The sequence below is a fragment of the Streptomyces sp. Ag109_O5-1 genome, assembly GCF_003814875.1.
In the GTDB taxonomy this organism is placed as follows: domain Bacteria; phylum Actinomycetota; class Actinomycetes; order Streptomycetales; family Streptomycetaceae; genus Streptomyces; species Streptomyces sasae.
On the sequence record NZ_RKQF01000001.1, the window covers coordinates 4951441 to 4966708 of the forward strand.

The window sequence follows — 15268 nt, forward strand, 5'->3', positions numbered from 1 at the left end:
GAACGTTTCTTCAATCTATTGACAACCTGTTGACGATCCGACCGGCGATCGGGCACGCGTGCGCGCCCGGGACCTTCGCCGGGCACACGCGCGTGCCCGCCGCCTTTCGTCACGGCCGCCGGGCCGCCCGGCCCAGTTGCTCCAGCGTCGCCGCCACGGCCGGCACCTGCGCCAGGTCGGGCAGTGTGAGCGCGACGATCTCCCGCCGTACCGCGGGTTCCAGCGCCACTGTGCGCGCACCCCTCGGGCGTACCGACTCGATGGCCAGCTGGGGCAGGACCGCGACGCCCAGACCCGCGCCGACCAGGCCGACCACGGCCGGGTAGTCGTCGGTGGCGAAGTCGATGCGGGGCGTGAAGCCCGCGCTCTCGCACACCTCGACGAGCTGTCCCCGGCAGCGCGGGCAGCCCGCGATCCAGGGCTCGCCGGCGAGTTCCCCGATGGCGACGGACTCCGCGCGGGCGAGCCGGTGCCGTTCGGGCACCAGGCCGACGAGACGGTCGGTGAGCAGCGGTCGTACGACCAGGTCCGCCCACTCCTCCGCGCCGGGCGCGCCCTCGTAGCGGAAGGCCAGCGCGATGTCACAGTCGCCCTCGCGCAGCAGTTCGACCGACTTCGGGGGCTCTGCCTCCTCCAGGGAGACGCGGGTGCCGGGGTGGGCGGCGCGCAGGGCGGCGAGGGCCGTCGGGACCAGGGTGGAGCTGCCGCTCGGGAAGGAGACCAGCCGGACGCGGCCGGCACGCAGGCCGGCGATGGCGGCGACCTCCTCCTCGGCCGCGGTGAGTCCGGCGAGGATGCCGGAGGCGTGCCGGACCAGGGCCTCGCCGGCCTGGGTCAGACGCATCTCGCGGCCGTTGCGGACCAGCAGCGGGGTGCCGACGGAGGCCTCCAGGGCCTTCATCTGCTGGCTGACGGCGGGCTGGGTGCAGCCCAGTTCGCGCCCCGCCGCCGAGAAGGAACCGGTGGTGGCGACGGCGCGCAGGACGCGGAGATGACGTGCCTCGATCACCCCCTGAGCATAAGGCGGGCTTGGACAGGGCACCCGATATTGCGTCGACGCTTTGAGGGAGGTCCCGTACCGTCGCACCATGGAGCTTCTCTCGGTGAACCTGGGACGCGCACGTGCGGTGGCGTACACGGACCAGAAGGACGGCGTGACCGGCATCGACAAACGTCCGGTGGACGGGCCGGTGCGGGTGGCGGCGCCCGGGCCGAAGGGGACCACGGGCAGCGGTCTCGCCGGGGACACGGTGTGCGACCTGCGTCATCACGGCGGTGACGACCAGGCCGTGTACGCGTACGCGCGCGAGGACCTCGACGGCTGGGGCGAGGAGCTCGGCCGGACGCTGCCGAACGGCTGTTTCGGTGAGAACCTCACGACAAACGGGCTGAACGTGTCGGATGCGCTGATCGGCGAGCGCTGGCGGATCGGTTCCGAGGTCGTACTCGAGGTCACCTCCGGGCGCATCCCGTGCCGTACTTTTCAGGGCCATCTGGGCGAGCGGGGATGGGTGAAGAGGTTCACGCGGAAGGGTGCGTCCGGTGCCTACCTCCGGGTGATCGAACCGGGTGAGATCAGAGCCGGCGACCCGATCGAGATCGTGCACCGTCCGGAGCACGGGGTGACGGCGGCGTTGGAGTTCCGCGCGGTCACCACGGAGCGGGAGTTGCTGCCGCGGCTCCTTGCGGCGGGCGAGGCGCTGCACCCTGAGGCGCTGGCGCAGGCCCGGAAGTACGTGGCGGCACAGGGCGGCTGAACAGCCGTCACACATACGCCGTTCACCGGCGCTTCATCCTTCGGGAGAGCCGGTGCGCACTGCGGACGCCGTCAGTCCGGGTAACTACCCTTGGGCCATGACAACGGCTCTGATTACGGGATCGACCGCGGGGATCGGTGCCGCGTTCGCGCGGCGGCTGGCGGCTGACGGGCACAACCTGGTCCTGGTGGCGCGGGACACCAAACGGCTGCGCGAACAGGCGACCGAGCTGCACGACCGGCACGGCATCGAGGCGGAGGTGCTCACCGCCGACCTCGCCGAGGACGCCGGTATCGAGGCGGTGGCCGCCCGCCTGGAGGACCGCAGGAACCCGGTCGACCTGCTGGTCAACAACGCGGGCTTCGGCAACAAGGGCCGTTTCCTCGATGTGCCGATGGCCGACGAGCTGCGCATGCTCAAGGTGCACTGCGAGGCGGTGCTGCGGCTGACGGCGGCGGCGGCCGAGGGGATGCGGGAGCGCGGGCGAGGCGGTGTCGTCAACGTGGCGTCGGTGGCGGCCTTCGTGCCGCGCGGTACGTACGGTGCCTCCAAGTCATGGGTCGTGCAGTTCACCCAGGGTGCGGCGCGCGACCTCGCGGGCAGCGGGGTACGGCTGATGGCGCTGGCGCCCGGTTTCGTCCGTACGGAGTTCCACGAGCGGGCCGGGATGGGCACGGACAACATCCCCGGCTGGATGTGGCTGGACGCGGACAAGCTGGTCGCGGCGGCGCTGGCCGATCTCGCGCGCGGGAAGACGCTGTCGGTCCCGGATCCGCGGTACAAGGTGCTGACGGGCCTGGCGAGGGTGGCACCGCGCGGCCTGGTGGGCGGGATCAGCTCGAAGACGGGGCGCAAGTACGGGCCGCAGTAGGGGCCGCGGTCGCACAGGAACCGTAGCCGGGCCGGTGGGAAGATGGGCGTGAGGGACCGGACCCAGGGGGGCCGGAGGCGGTGTCATGACGTTCGTGCAGCTCATCGAGTGCAGAACCAGCCGGCTGGACGAGATGAACCAGCTGGTCGGCAGGTGGGTCGAGCAGACCAAGGGGAAGCGGACGGCGACGCACGCGGTGGTCGGCAAGGACCGCTCCGACGCGTCGCACGTCGTCGAGATCGTGGAGTTCCCGTCATACGAGGACGCCATGCGCAACTCGAACCTCCCGGAGACCGACAAGGTCTTCCACGAGTTGCTGGCGCTGTGCGACGAGATGCCGACGTTCACGGATCTGGACGTGGTGCGCGACGAACGGTTGTACGCCGACACCGCGCGGCGGTTCTTCGAGACGATCGCCGCGGCCGGCCCGCTGGCTCCGCTGGACGGTCTGCTCGCCGAGGACTACCACGACCACGATCCGGGCAACGAGCAGCCGACCATCGGCATGGACGCGGTCCGGCGCGAGATCGGGATGTGGCGGGGCGCCTTCGACTTCACGTTCCATGTCGAGGACCAGTTCGCCCAGGACGACCGGGTGTGCACCAGGTGGATCTGGAAGGGGCGGCAGAAGGCGGAGTTCCTGGGCCTGCCGAACACGCGACAGCTGGTCAAGATGACCGGGACGACGATCCACCGCTTCGACGACAGCGGGAAGATCGCCGAGGGCTGGTGGGAGTACGACCGGCTCGGGCTGATGGGGCAGCTCGGAGCACTGGACGAGCTGGAGAACTGAGACGGCAGGGCCCGCAGAGCGGTACGACAATGAGTAGAGCCCGCGAGGGGCGAAGCCCCCGTTCCCGGCGGATGACCGGGAACGGGGGCTTCCTCAAGCGCTGTCACGCACTGGGCGCGGTGTCACGCGCTGGGCGCGGTGACGACGCTCAGTGGGCGTGGCCGTGGGAGTGACCCGCGGCGGCCGGCTCTTCCTCTTCCTTCTTCTCGACGACCAGGGTCTCGGTCGTCAGGAGCAGGGAGGCGATGGAGGCGGCGTTCTCCAGGGCGGAGCGGGTGACCTTGACCGGGTCGATGACGCCGGCCTTGACCAGGTCGCCGTACTCGCCGGTGGCGGCGTTGAAGCCCTGGCCCTTGTCGAGCTCGGCGACCTTGGAGGTGATGACGTAGCCCTCCAGGCCGGCGTTCTCGGCGATCCAGCGCAGCGGCTCGACGACGGCGCGGCGGACGACGGCCACACCGGTCGCCTCGTCGCCGGTCTTGCCGAGGCCGTCCTCCAGGACCTTCGCGGCGTGGACCAGCGCGGAGCCACCACCGGAGACGATGCCCTCCTCGACCGCGGCGCGGGTCGCGGAGATGGCGTCCTCCAGACGGTGCTTCTTCTCCTTCAGCTCCACCTCGGTGGCGGCGCCGACCTTGATCACGCACACGCCGCCGGCCAGCTTCGCGAGGCGCTCCTGGAGCTTCTCGCGGTCCCAGTCGGAGTCGGTGTTCTCGATCTCGGCCTTGATCTGGGCGACGCGGCCGACGACGGCCTCGGAGTCACCGGCACCGTCGACGACGGTGGTGTCGTCCTTGGTGACGGTGACGCGGCGGGCGGAGCCCAGCACGTCGGTGCCGACCTGGTCGAGCTTGAGGCCGACCTCCTCGGAGATGACCGTGGCGCCGGTGAGGATCGCCAGGTCCTGCAGCATCGCCTTGCGGCGGTCACCGAAGCCGGGGGCCTTGACCGCGACCGCGTTGAAGGTGCCGCGGATCTTGTTCACCACGAGGGTGGACAGGGCCTCGCCGTCCACGTCCTCGGCGATGATCAGCAGCGGCTTCGAGGCGTTGGACTGGATGATCTTCTCCAGCAGCGGCAGCAGGTCCGCGATGGAGGAGATCTTGCCCTGGTTGATGAGGATGTAGGGGTCCTCCAGGACCGCCTCCATGCGCTCCTGGTCCGTCACGAAGTACGGCGACAGGTAGCCCTTGTCGAAGGCCATGCCCTCGGTGAAGTCCAGCTCCAGACCGAAGGTGTTGGACTCCTCGACGGTGATGACACCGTCCTTGCCGACCTTGTCCATCGCCTCGGCGATGAGCTCGCCGACCTGCTGGTCCTGGGCGGACAGCGCGGCGACGGCGGCGATGTCGGACTTCTCCTCGATCGGGCGGGCCGTCGCGAGCAGGTCGTCGGAGATGGCGGCGACGGCGGCGTCGATGCCCTTCTTCAGGGCGGCCGGGGAGGCGCCCGCGGCGACGTTCTTCAGGCCCTCGCGGACCAGCGCCTGGGCCAGCACGGTGGCGGTGGTCGTACCGTCACCCGCGATGTCGTTGGTCTTGGTCGCCACCTCCTTCACCAGCTGGGCGCCGAGGTTCTCGTACGGGTCCTCGATCTCGACCTCACGGGCGATCGTGACACCGTCGTTGGTGATGGTGGGCGCGCCGAACTTCTTGTCGATGACGACGTTGCGGCCCTTGGGGCCGATCGTCACCTTCACCGTGTCGGCAAGCTTGTTGACGCCGCGCTCAAGGGCGCGACGGGCGTCCTCGTCGAACTTCAGGATCTTCGCCATGGGAGCGGTTCAGCCCTCTCGGAAAACGTGAGTGAAACGAACCGCGCCCCCGACGCCCGGCTTCATGAGATCGCGGGGGCCAGGGGCGCAGTTCAAAGCAGAATGTGCTTCGGGTGAACTACTTCTCGATGATCGCGAGCACGTCGCGAGCCGAGAGGACGAGGTACTCGTCGCCGTTGTACTTCACCTCGGTGCCGCCGTACTTGCTGTAGAGCACGACATCGCCGACCTTGACATCGAGCGGCAGGCGCTCGCCGTTCTCGAAACGGCCCGGGCCCACGGCGAGGACGGCGCCCTCCTGGGGCTTCTCCTTCGCGGTGTCCGGGATGACCAGGCCGGAGGCCGTGGTCTGCTCGGCGTCGAGCGGCTGGACCACGATGCGGTCCTCAAGCGGCTTGATGGCAACCTTGGAGCTGGTGGTCGTCACGATCCGACCTCCCCCTTCGGAGATCTCACGGGGTTAACTGTCTGAGGTGGCGACCAGGTGGATCCGTCGTCGCGGGTGCCGGACCTGCCCGTCGCGTTGTTGGCACTCTCATCTGCCGAGTGCCAGAGCCGAGACTATGACCGCGATTAGCACTCGGTCAAGCGGAGTGCCAATTGCGAGCGGCGCGGCGCGGGAACGGGTGGCATCCGAAGGTCACAGGGTGACGGTGGCGTGCATCTCCCACACGAGGATCTCGGCGGGTGCGTAGGCGTGGACCCGGTGTCCGCCGGTGGCGGTGAAGCGGGCCGCGTCACCCTCGTGGAGCACCCCCGCGCCCTCCAGGTCCACCGAGCCGCGGGCGACGAACAGGTGCAGATACGGCGCCTCGGGAAGGATGACATGCTGTCCGGGCCCCAGCCGGGCCGCGTACAGCGCGGCGTGCCGGTTGTGGATCCGGATGGCGCTCGCTCCCCTGTGCCGGTCCATGCCGGACGCCACCGTGACCAGGCCGCCGGACAGCAGCTCGGCGTCGATCTCCAGCTGTTCGTAGCCCGGGGTGACGCCGGCCTCGTCCGGGACGACCCACATCTGGACGAAGTGCACGGGGGCGGCGGGGGGCCGGTCCATGGACCGGTAGGTGTCGTTCTTCTCGGAGTGCAGGATGCCGGTGCCGGCGCTCATCCGCTGGGCCAGGCCCGGGTAGATCACGCCGGAATGGCCGCTGGAGTCCTGGTGGACGAGTGAGCCCTGCAGCACCCAGGTGACGATCTCCATGTCCCGGTGCGGATGCGTCTCGAAGCCGGCGCCCGGCTGCACCAGGTCCTCGTTGTTGACCAGCAGCAGTCCGTGGTGCGTGTTGGCCGGGTCAGGCCGGCTCGTGCCGAGGGAGAACGAGTGCTTCGAGTCGAGCCAGGACAACCGGCTCGACTGCCTGCCGTCCGCGCGCCGCACCTCCACGCCGGGTGCGAGCAGTGTGCTGCCCATACCGTGCCTCCTTCCGGATTCCGGTATCGACGCTAACCCTGCTGACATGAATGTTCAAGTAATTACCTGGGACAGATACCACGCACTGGAGCCGATGAGATCACACGTCGCCTCCGCCATGACTTGAGAACTCAAGCCATGGCGCTCTAGAGATAGTCCTCCAGCCGCCCCACCGTCAGCCCGCTCCCCTGGATGCGCCGCAGGAGGCGCGTCGTGCGTTCCCGCAGTGTCGGGCCCGTGGCCTCGTCCGGGCCCACCAGGACGATGTCGCCGGGGAGGAGCCGCTTCTCCCCGCTGCGGAACACGACGGTGTCGGCGGTCATCGCCGCCCGCCACAGGACCACCGCCGCCACTCCGCAGTCGGCCGCCGCACGCAGGGTGGTGGTGTCGTAGGTGCCGTAGGGCGGGCGGAAGAAGCGGGGACGGATACCGAAGCGGGACTTCAGCTTCTCCTGCTGGCCGCAGATCTCGGCGCGCTGGCCGGCGTACGGCAGGCCGGGCATGGCCGGGTGGTCGAGGGTGTGGTTCTGGACGCTCGCGCCGACCGACTGGAGCCGGGCGAAGTGGCCGTAGCCGGGGCCGACCACGCTGTCGGTGAGGAACATGCTCACCGGCAGGCGCAGTTCGCGGACCATGTCCACGAAGCGGGGGTCCTTCTCGGCGCCGTCGTCGTAGGTCAGGAAGACCACCCGGTCGGAGGTGGGGACGTGGTCGACGACCGGGGGCAGGGCGGAGTGGGCGGAGAGCGGGTGGGCCGGCGGGTGCGGGGCCGCGGGCAGGGGCGCGGTCAGGCCCCAGTGCCGGTAGGGCTGTTCGCCCGTCGGGCTCTGCGGTCGCACCCCCTCCGCGGCCTTCTTGCCCAGCCGTTCGATGGGGTCCACGGACTGGGCGCAGCCCGCGAGCAGGAGGGCGGCGGCGGTCAGGAGCGCCGCCGCCCTCAGGCGGCTCACAGGTAGTCCTCCAGGCGCGCCACCGCGTACCCCTCGCGTGTGACCTTGTTCAGGAAGCGCCGCATGTCGTCGACCATCGTGCCGTTCCACTCGTTCAGGCCCCGGAAGTGGGTGAGCACGATGTCACCGGGGTGCAGGCTGCGGTCGTCCTCGCGGTACTCCCAGTGGTCGACGTACACCTCCTCGTCCCAGATCGGCGCGTACTTGATGCCGCAGGTCTTGGCGGCGCGCAGGGTGTCGCCGTTGTAGTTGCCGTAGGGCGGGCGGAAGACGGTCGGGGCCTTGCCGAACTCCCTCTTCATGATCGTCTGCATGTCGCAGATCTCGTGCTTCTGCTCCTCGTAGGTCAGGCCCGGCAGGTAGGGGTGGGTCAGGGTGTGGTTGTTCAGGGTGTGACCCTCGGCCTGCATCTTGCGGAAGTAGCCGTAGTCGTCCTTGACCAGGTAGTTGCTGAGGAATGCGGTGTACGGGATCCGCAGGTCGCTCATCATCTGCAGGAACCGCGGGTCCTTCTCCGCGCCGTCGTCGATGGTGAGGAAGACGACCTTCTGTTTGGTCGGGACGGTGGTGAAGACCGGGGGCAGGTCGTCCTCCACCTGCCCGTCCACCTCGAAACCGTTGCGCGCGGTGATCCTCGGCTTGTACTTCGGCGGGGCCGGGGGCCGGAGCGGGACCGCGTCCAGGTCCCACTTCCTGGCGGCGGCGACCAGGGCGGCGTGGGAGTCGGGAGCGGCGGCATGGTGCGGCTGCTGACCGGCGGCGGGGCGCACGGCGGAGTCGCCGTCCGGTCCCGCGCAGCCGGACAGCAGGGCGGCGACGGAGGCGATGGACAGGAGTCCCACCGCGCCCGCCCTCAACCCATTTTTGTCATTTTGTACGACTGCTCGCATGAAGCCGGATCCTTCCAGGCCCCCGCCCGGAACCCGGGCAGACACCGCCGCCGGAGGCGGACCATCCACCGACTGGCCGACAATGAACCGGTGAACGAACCGGTGAACCTGGCGAACGACCACCTCGCCCCCCTCCTCACCCCCGAGGGCCGCGCCCTCCTCGACGAGGTGCGCGGCACCGCACCCGCCGACGAACTCGCCGTGGCCACCCGGCTGCGCCGTGAGCACCCCGCCGAACTGGTGTCGGCGGCACTCGCCCAGGCCCGGCTGCGGCAGCGGGCGGCGGCGAAGTTCGGGGACGCGGACGCGGACCGTATGTTCTTCACACCGAACGGGGTCGAGCAGTCGACGCGCGCGACCGTCGCCGCGTACCGGGCCGAGCGCTTCCGGGCGCTGGGCGTGCGGTCCGTCGCCGACCTGTGCTGCGGGATCGGGGGCGACGCGATCGCGCTCGCGCGGGCGGGGATCCGGGTGCTCGCCGTGGACCGGGATCCGGTGACCGCGGCCACCGCCCGGGCGAACGCCGAGGCGCTCGGGCTCGCCGGCCTGATCGAGGTCCGCGAGGCGGACGTCGCGGAGGTGGACACGGCCGGCTACGACGCCGTGTTCGTCGACCCGGCCCGGCGCGGCGGCCGCGGCCGCATCTTCGACCCGGAGGCCTACTCACCGCCCCTGTCCTGGGCGATCGGGGCCGCGTCGACGGCCCCTGTCGCCGCGCTGAAGATCGCCCCCGGCATCCCGCACGAGGCGATCCCGGCGGCCGCCGAGGCGGAGTGGATCTCGGACGCGGGCGATGTGAAGGAGGCGGTGCTGTGGTTCGGGACGGCACCGGGGGCGGTGCGCGCCACCCTCCTCCCCGGCCGGCGCACGCTGCTCGGCAGGGGGCTGCCCGACCCGGCGGTCCGGCCCGTGGGCCACTACCTCTACGAGCCGGACGGCGCCGTCATCCGCGCCCACCTGGTCGCCGAGGTGGCCGAGGACCTCTCCGGCGGCCTGATCGACCCGACGATCGCGTACATCACGGCGGACGGACTCCACGCCACCGACTACGCGTCGGCCTACGAGATCACGGATCAGCTGCCCTTCAACGTGAAGAAGCTGAAGGCCCTGCTGCGGGAGCGCGAGGTCGGGATCCTGACCGTGAAGAAGCGGGGCTCGGCCGTGGAGCCGGAGGAACTGCGCAGGAAGGCCCTTCCGAAGCCGCAGGGCCGGAACGCGGCGACCGTGTTCCTGACCCGGGTCGCGGGGGCGCCGACGATGCTGCTGGGCCACCCGGCCCGGCCCTAGAGATCCCTACACCTCCCCCGCCCGCCGTAGCAGCAGTTCCCGCTCCCGCTCGTTGCGCGCCAGTCCCGCCGCCCGTTCGAACTCCGCGCGGGCCTCCGTCACGCGGCCCAGGCGGGCGAGCAGGTCGCCCCGCACGCTGGGCAGCAGGTGGTAGTCGCGGAGGGTGGGTTCGTCTGTCAGCCGGTCCACGATCTCCAGACCGGCCGCCGGCCCCCGCGCCATCGACACGGCGACGGCCCGGTTCAGCTCGACGACAGGGGACGGGGACCGGGCGGCCAGCAGCCCGTACAGGGTGGCGATGGCCGTCCAGTCGGTCTCCTCGTAGGTGTAGGCATGCGCGTGGCAGGCCGCGATGGCCGCCTGGAGGGCGTACGGCCCCGGGACGCCGGTGGCCGTGGCGTCGGCGCGGGCCAGGGCCCTGATGCCGCGGGCGATGAGCATGCGGTTCCAGCGGCGGCGGTTCTGGTCCCTGAGGAGGACGGGCTCGCCGTCGGCACCGGTACGGGCGGCCGTGCGGGAGGACTGGAATTCGAGGAGCGAGGTGAGCGCGTGCACCTCCGGTTCCTTCGGCATCAGGGAGGACAGCACGCGGGCCAGCCGCAGGGCGTCCTCGCAGAGCGAGGGGCGCAGCCAGTCGTCGCCCGCCGTGGCCGCGTAACCCTCGTTGTAGATCAGGTAGATGACGTCCAGGACCGAGCCGAGACGGGCGTCGCGGTCGGGGCCGTAGGGCACCTCGAAGGCGATGTTCTTCGTCGCGAGGGTGCGCTTGGCGCGGACGATGCGCTGGGCGATCGTCGGCTCGGGGACGAGGAAGGCGCGGGCGATCTCGGCCGTGCTCAGACCGCCGAGCAGGCGCAGGGTGAGGGCCGTGCGGGCCTCCGGGGACAGCACCGGATGGCAGGCGGTGAAGACCAGTCGGAGCAGGTCGTCGTCGATGTCGTCCGGGTCGGCCGGCTCCTGCGGCGGGGCGGTGGTCTCCGTGCTGCGGCCGATCTCCGCGAGCTTGCGGGCGTAGTTCTCCCGGCGCCGGACCAGGTCGACGGCGCGGTGGCGGGCGGTGGCCATGAGCCAGGCGCCCGGGTTGTCGGGCACACCGTCGCGGGGCCACTGCTCCAGGGCGGCGACGAGGGCGTCCTGCGCGAGCTCCTCCGCGATGCCGACGTCCCGGACGATCCGGGCGACGCCGGCGATCACGCGGGGCGATTCGAGCCGGAAGACGGTCTCGATGGCGTGGCGGGGGTCGGCCTCGGCGGGGGGCTGTGTGCTCACAGCCCCCCATGCAACACCCACCGTCGGACCTGCGCCAGGAAGGTCAGCCCTCGGCGATCTCCCGCACCTCGCAGGTGACCGTCCAGAACTCCTCGTGCACCTTCAGGAACCGCTTGGTCCACTCCAGGGCCTCGGCCTTGTCCTTGCACTGCATGATCGCGTAACCGCCGACGACCTCCTTGGACTCGGTGAACGGGCCGTCGGTGACGGAGATCTTCCCGCCCTCCCAGTGCACCCGGGTGCCGTCGGCGGTCGGCGTCAGCCCGGCGGTGTCCAGCATCACGCCGGCCTTGGTGATCTCCTCGATCAGCTCCCCCATCCGCTGCATCAGCGCCTCGCTGGGGCCCTCGGCGGGGACGGAGCTCTCGTCGATGCGCACGAGCGACAGGTAACGGGGCATGGTGACTCCTCGGGTTCCACTGCGCGGGGGCTCTCCCCGCATCTCACCCTTGCGTCGAACGGCCCCCCGCCGGATCGACACGCCCGCCGGAATTCCCCGAAGTTTTTTCCGCCCCGCCTACCGCAACGAGTTTTCCGCTCCGCCTACTGCAACGACTTCCACAGCTCGCTCGCCGCCGGCTCCTTCGCGATCACCCGGTTGGGGTCGGAGGGGGCGGTCACCACGGGCATCATCACCGTCTTGACGTTGTGCGAGGTCAGGCCCTTCAGGCTCTGGCCGAGGCGCATCAGTTCACTGAGGGAGTCCAGGCCGGTGTCGGTGGTGAGGCTGGCGGTGACCGCGTCGGCGACCTCGTACAGCTTGGCCGGGTCGGTGAGGAGGCTGATGGAGGCCATCTGGTCGAGGAGGGCCTTCACCAGTTTCTGCTGGAGGCCTATCCGGCCGAGGTCGCTGCCGTCACCGATGCCGTGCCGGGTGCGGGCCAGGGCCAGGGCCGTGGTGCCGTCGAGGTGGTGGGTGCCCTTCTTCAGGTGCAGGTGGCTGTCGTCGTCATCGATGTCCTGGTCGGTCGTCACGGTCACCCCGCCGAGCGCGTCGACCAGCTTGGCGAAGCCCGAGAAGTCGATCTCCAGGTAGTGGTCCATACGGACGCCGGTGATCGACTCGACCGTCTTCACCGCGCACACCGCCCCGCCCACCGAATAGGCGCTGTTGAACATCGAGTTGTAGGCGACGGCCGTCGAACCGCCGGAGGACAGCGGGCAGGAGGGCCGGGTGACCAGGGTGTCCCGCGGGATGCTGACGACGGTGGCCGACGTCCGGCCCGCGTCGATGTGCACCACCATCGCCGTGTCGGAGCGGGCGCCCGAGCTGCTGCCGCCGCCGAGTTTCTTGTTCTCCTTGCCGCTGCGCGAGTCCGAGCCCAGCACCAGGATGTTCACGGAACCCGTGGGCAGCGGGGACGCGGAGGCGGACGCGGACGCCGTCGGTGTCGTCACCGCCTTCGCCGGACGGTCGTCCCCGAGCGCGCTGTTGATGTCGACGCTCTTGATGTTGTCGTTGAGGTGCACATAGGCCCACCCCGCGGCCGCGATGGAGAGCGTCATGACCCCCGCCAGGGTGAGGCCGACGATCTTCAGCGCTCTCGACCGCCGGCCCACCCGTCTGCCCGCTTCGCGTTGCTCCTCGAGTCCCGTCACGGGCAGGAACGTAAGTCCGAATTATTAGGGGAGTGTTAGTGGAAGCGCGGTGAAGAGGTTTTCTTCGGAAAATCTCACGCTTCTCAGTCCCGCTTTACCCAAGAGTCACACTGGGCACGGGATTGCTCCCGCTCCAGGACGCGTTGAACCCGAAGGTCACCGAACTCCCGTCCGCGACCGTCCCGTTGTAGGAGGCGTTCGCGCAGGACACGTCCGCGCCCGACTGGGTGCAGGTGGCGTTCCAGGCCTGGGTGATCTGCTGTCCGGCGCCGTACGTCCAACTCACCTTCCAGGACGAGAGGGCGGCACCCGAGCAGGAGATCGTCACCTGGCCCGTGAAGCCGGTGGTCCACTGGTTCGACACGCTGTAGGCGGCGGTGCAGGCACCGGTCGGCGGTGTGGTGGTCGTCCCGCCGAGTGCTTCCGAGATGCCGTAGTACGCCGGTTTCGGCGCGTAGTTCGCGTCGTACGGTGTCGCCGCCCCGTACCCCGGGAACGTGCTGTCCACCCAGGAGTCGGAGTCGGAGAAGCCCCACACGGTGACGTTGACGCAGCGGCTCACGGCGACGCACGCGGCCACCACCGACTTGAAGTCGGCTTTCTGCTGGGCGAGTTTCGTGCTGTCGGCGGGCAGCGCCATCCGCACGTCCAGCTCGGTGATCGCCACGTCGACGCCCAGGTCGGCGAAGCGCTGGATGTTCTGCTGGAGCGTGGACGGGACCTGGCCGAGGATGAGGTGGGCCTGCAGACCGACCCCGTCGATCGGGACGCCCGCCGCCTTCAGGGACTTGACCAGGTTGTACAGGGCGTCGGACTTCGCGTTCACGCCCTCCACGTTGTAGTCGTTGATGTACAGCTTGGCGGCCGGGTCGGCCGCGTGCGCCCAGGTCAGGGCGTTGGCGATGTAGCCGGAACCGAGGCCGTTGTACCAGAGGGTGGACCGGTAGGTGCCGTCCTCGTTGAACGGCTCGTTGACCACGTCCCAGGCGGCGATCTCGCCCTTGTAGCGGCCGACCTCGGTGCTGATGTGGTTCTGCAGCAGACTGCTGAGCTGGGCGGACGTCCAGGTGCCGTTCGTCAGCCAGCTGGGGTTCTGGCTGTGCCAGACCAGGGTGTGGCCACGCACCTGCTGGTTGTGGGCCTGGGCGAAGGCGACGATCTGGTCGGCCTCGGTCCAGTTGAAGGTGCCCTGGGTGGGCTCGACGGTCCCCCACTTCATGGCGTTGCCCGGGGTCAGCGAGCTGAACTGGCTGCCGGCGAGGTCACCGTACGTCCCGGTGAGCTTGGAGCCGGTGACCGCGGTGCCGATGACCTTGCCCTGCGCCGCGGCGAGGTCGCGCAGCGGGGTGTCGGCGGCGTGCGCGGGGAGGGTGCCGGCGGTGAACAGGCCCGCGGCGGCGACCAGGCCGGCCAGCCCGGCCCGTAACAGACCGCTGAAGGTTCTGGAGGTTCTCATGCGGGTAGCCTCCGAAAGTTTCGGTCGTGCAACCGATTGACTTCGGAGGAGTGTGGGGGCGGTCGCACCACCCGTCAATACGTCAACTTTTGGCCAAGCCCGCCTCACCCGGTCGCGGGCGCCGCCGTACTCGACCGCACCACCAGACTCGTCGCCAGCTCCACCCGGGTAGCCGTCGTGGCCTCCTCCGCCCGCCCCATCTCAAGGACCAGCCGCGCCGCCGCCTCTGCCATCTCGGTCAGCGGCTGCCGTACGGTCGTCAGCGGCGGCCCCACCCAGCGGGCCACCGGCAGATCGTCGAACCCGACGATGCTCACGTCCTCCGGGATCCGCAGCCCCAGCTCGCGCGCGGCCTCGTACAGCCCGAGGGCCTGGAGGTCGTTGCCGGTGAAGATCGCGGTGGGCCGGTCGGGCATGCGCAGCAGCTCCAGGCCGAGCCGGTGGCCGGCGTCGTGGTGGAAGTCGCCGGCCTTGATGAGCTCCTGGTCGACGGGCAGTCCGGCGGTCTCCAGCGCGGCCCGGTATCCGTCCACCCGGGCCCGGCTGCACATCATCCGGGAGGGCCCGCTGATCGCCCCGATGCGCCGGTGCCCCAGCTCGACGAGGTGCCGGGTGGCGGCGAGCCCGCCCTGCCAGTTGGTCGCGCCGATCGACGGCACGTCCGGCCCCGGGTCCCCCGCCGGGTCCATCACCACGAACGGGATCGACCGGCTCTGCAGCAGCGCCCGCTGCGACTCGTCGAGCCCCGACAGCACCAGCACCACTCCGTGCGGCCGCCGGGCCGCGACCTGGTCCGCCCAGGTCCGCCCGGGAGTCAGCCGCCCGGCGGACTCGCTGAGCACCACGCTCAGACCGGCGTCCCGGGCCACGTTCTCCACCCCCCGGATGACCTCCATCGCCCAGGCGCTCTCCAGCTCGTGGAAGACCAGGTCGATCAACGGCGAACGGGAGGCCTCGGCGCGGCGGCGCCGGTAGCCGTAGGCGCGCAGCAGCTCCTCGACGCGGGTGCGGGTCGCCGGGGCGACGTCGGCTCGACCGTTGAGGACCTTCGAAACAGTCGGAGCGGACACCCCGGCCTCACGGGCGATTTCGGCGAGCGTCGCCGTCTGCGTTTCTGTGGGCTTGGGAGGCGTCATGCCCGCGATCGTATCCCTGCGCTCCCCCTTGACGAAGACCTTCGCACGCCATAGGTTTCCGGAACATTCGGTGTG

At 70.4% G+C, this 15268-nt stretch carries 15 protein-coding genes; 4 read left to right on the forward strand and 11 right to left on the reverse strand.

Annotated features, from left to right (window positions below; all coding sequences use genetic code 11):
• Positions 1 to 109: 109 nt before the first annotated feature.
• Positions 110 to 1009 carry a LysR family transcriptional regulator gene (locus tag EDD90_RS22440; protein ID WP_123974753.1) on the reverse strand — a complete coding sequence of 300 codons (900 nt, stop codon included), beginning with the start codon at positions 1007 to 1009 and terminating at the stop codon, positions 110 to 112.
• Between the two features lie 79 nt (positions 1010 to 1088).
• On the opposite strand from EDD90_RS22440, the gene EDD90_RS22445 reads away from it, so the two are divergent.
• From EDD90_RS22445 to EDD90_RS22455, 3 genes are all read left to right on the forward strand, one after another.
• Positions 1089 to 1757, forward strand: a complete 669-nt coding sequence (locus tag EDD90_RS22445) for an MOSC domain-containing protein (RefSeq protein ID WP_123974754.1) — start codon at positions 1089 to 1091, stop codon at positions 1755 to 1757.
• 97 nt (positions 1758 to 1854) lie between these two features.
• Positions 1855 to 2628, forward strand: coding sequence for an SDR family oxidoreductase (locus EDD90_RS22450; RefSeq protein WP_123974755.1), 774 nt, complete (start codon positions 1855 to 1857; stop codon positions 2626 to 2628).
• An 85-nt stretch (positions 2629 to 2713) separates the two neighbouring features.
• Positions 2714 to 3421 carry an ester cyclase gene (locus EDD90_RS22455; protein ID WP_123974756.1) on the forward strand — a complete coding sequence of 236 codons (708 nt, stop codon included), beginning with the start codon at positions 2714 to 2716 and terminating at the stop codon, positions 3419 to 3421.
• Between the two features lie 148 nt (positions 3422 to 3569).
• Here the strand turns inward: EDD90_RS22455 and groL are convergent, their stop codons facing one another.
• The 5 genes from groL to EDD90_RS22480 all read right to left on the reverse strand — a co-directional run bounded on the left by groL (position 3570) and on the right by EDD90_RS22480 (position 8446).
• Positions 3570 to 5195, reverse strand: coding sequence for a chaperonin GroEL (gene groL, locus EDD90_RS22460; RefSeq protein WP_123974757.1), 1626 nt, complete (start codon positions 5193 to 5195; stop codon positions 3570 to 3572).
• Positions 5196 to 5313: 118 nt separating this feature from the next.
• Positions 5314 to 5622, reverse strand: coding sequence for a co-chaperone GroES (gene groES, locus EDD90_RS22465; RefSeq protein ID WP_066995800.1), 309 nt, complete (start codon positions 5620 to 5622; stop codon positions 5314 to 5316).
• 213 nt (positions 5623 to 5835) lie between these two features.
• Positions 5836 to 6606: a pirin-like bicupin family protein gene (locus EDD90_RS22470; protein ID WP_123974758.1), complete on the reverse strand. Its 771-nt coding sequence runs from the start codon at positions 6604 to 6606 to the stop codon at positions 5836 to 5838.
• A gap of 146 nt (positions 6607 to 6752) precedes the next feature.
• On the reverse strand, positions 6753 to 7547 hold the full coding sequence (locus EDD90_RS22475; RefSeq protein WP_123981493.1) for a polysaccharide deacetylase family protein: 795 nt from the start codon (positions 7545 to 7547) through the stop codon (positions 6753 to 6755).
• A gap of 5 nt (positions 7548 to 7552) precedes the next feature.
• Positions 7553 to 8446: a polysaccharide deacetylase family protein gene (locus EDD90_RS22480; RefSeq protein ID WP_123974759.1), complete on the reverse strand. Its 894-nt coding sequence runs from the start codon at positions 8444 to 8446 to the stop codon at positions 7553 to 7555.
• A gap of 90 nt (positions 8447 to 8536) precedes the next feature.
• On the opposite strand from EDD90_RS22480, the gene EDD90_RS22485 reads away from it, so the two are divergent.
• Positions 8537 to 9733: a class I SAM-dependent methyltransferase gene (locus EDD90_RS22485; protein ID WP_260327996.1), complete on the forward strand. Its 1197-nt coding sequence runs from the start codon at positions 8537 to 8539 to the stop codon at positions 9731 to 9733.
• Between the two features lie 6 nt (positions 9734 to 9739).
• Here EDD90_RS22485 and EDD90_RS22490 read toward each other — a convergent pair whose 3' ends face one another.
• The 5 genes from EDD90_RS22490 to EDD90_RS22510 all read right to left on the reverse strand — a co-directional run bounded on the left by EDD90_RS22490 (position 9740) and on the right by EDD90_RS22510 (position 15193).
• A complete protein-coding gene (locus EDD90_RS22490; protein ID WP_260327997.1) occupies positions 9740 to 11002 on the reverse strand; it encodes an RNA polymerase sigma factor in 1263 nt (420 codons plus the stop codon).
• Positions 11003 to 11045: 43 nt separating this feature from the next.
• Positions 11046 to 11402 carry a YciI family protein gene (locus tag EDD90_RS22495; RefSeq protein WP_123974762.1) on the reverse strand — a complete coding sequence of 119 codons (357 nt, stop codon included), beginning with the start codon at positions 11400 to 11402 and terminating at the stop codon, positions 11046 to 11048.
• A 143-nt stretch (positions 11403 to 11545) separates the two neighbouring features.
• On the reverse strand, positions 11546 to 12601 hold the full coding sequence (locus tag EDD90_RS22500) for an LCP family protein (RefSeq protein WP_123974763.1): 1056 nt from the start codon (positions 12599 to 12601) through the stop codon (positions 11546 to 11548).
• Positions 12602 to 12695: 94 nt separating this feature from the next.
• Entirely contained in the window at positions 12696 to 14057 is a 1362-nt protein-coding gene (locus EDD90_RS22505) for an endo-1,4-beta-xylanase (protein ID WP_185149186.1), read from the reverse strand.
• Between the two features lie 104 nt (positions 14058 to 14161).
• Positions 14162 to 15193, reverse strand: a complete 1032-nt coding sequence (locus tag EDD90_RS22510; RefSeq protein ID WP_123974764.1) for a LacI family DNA-binding transcriptional regulator — start codon at positions 15191 to 15193, stop codon at positions 14162 to 14164.
• Positions 15194 to 15268: the final 75 nt, after the last annotated feature.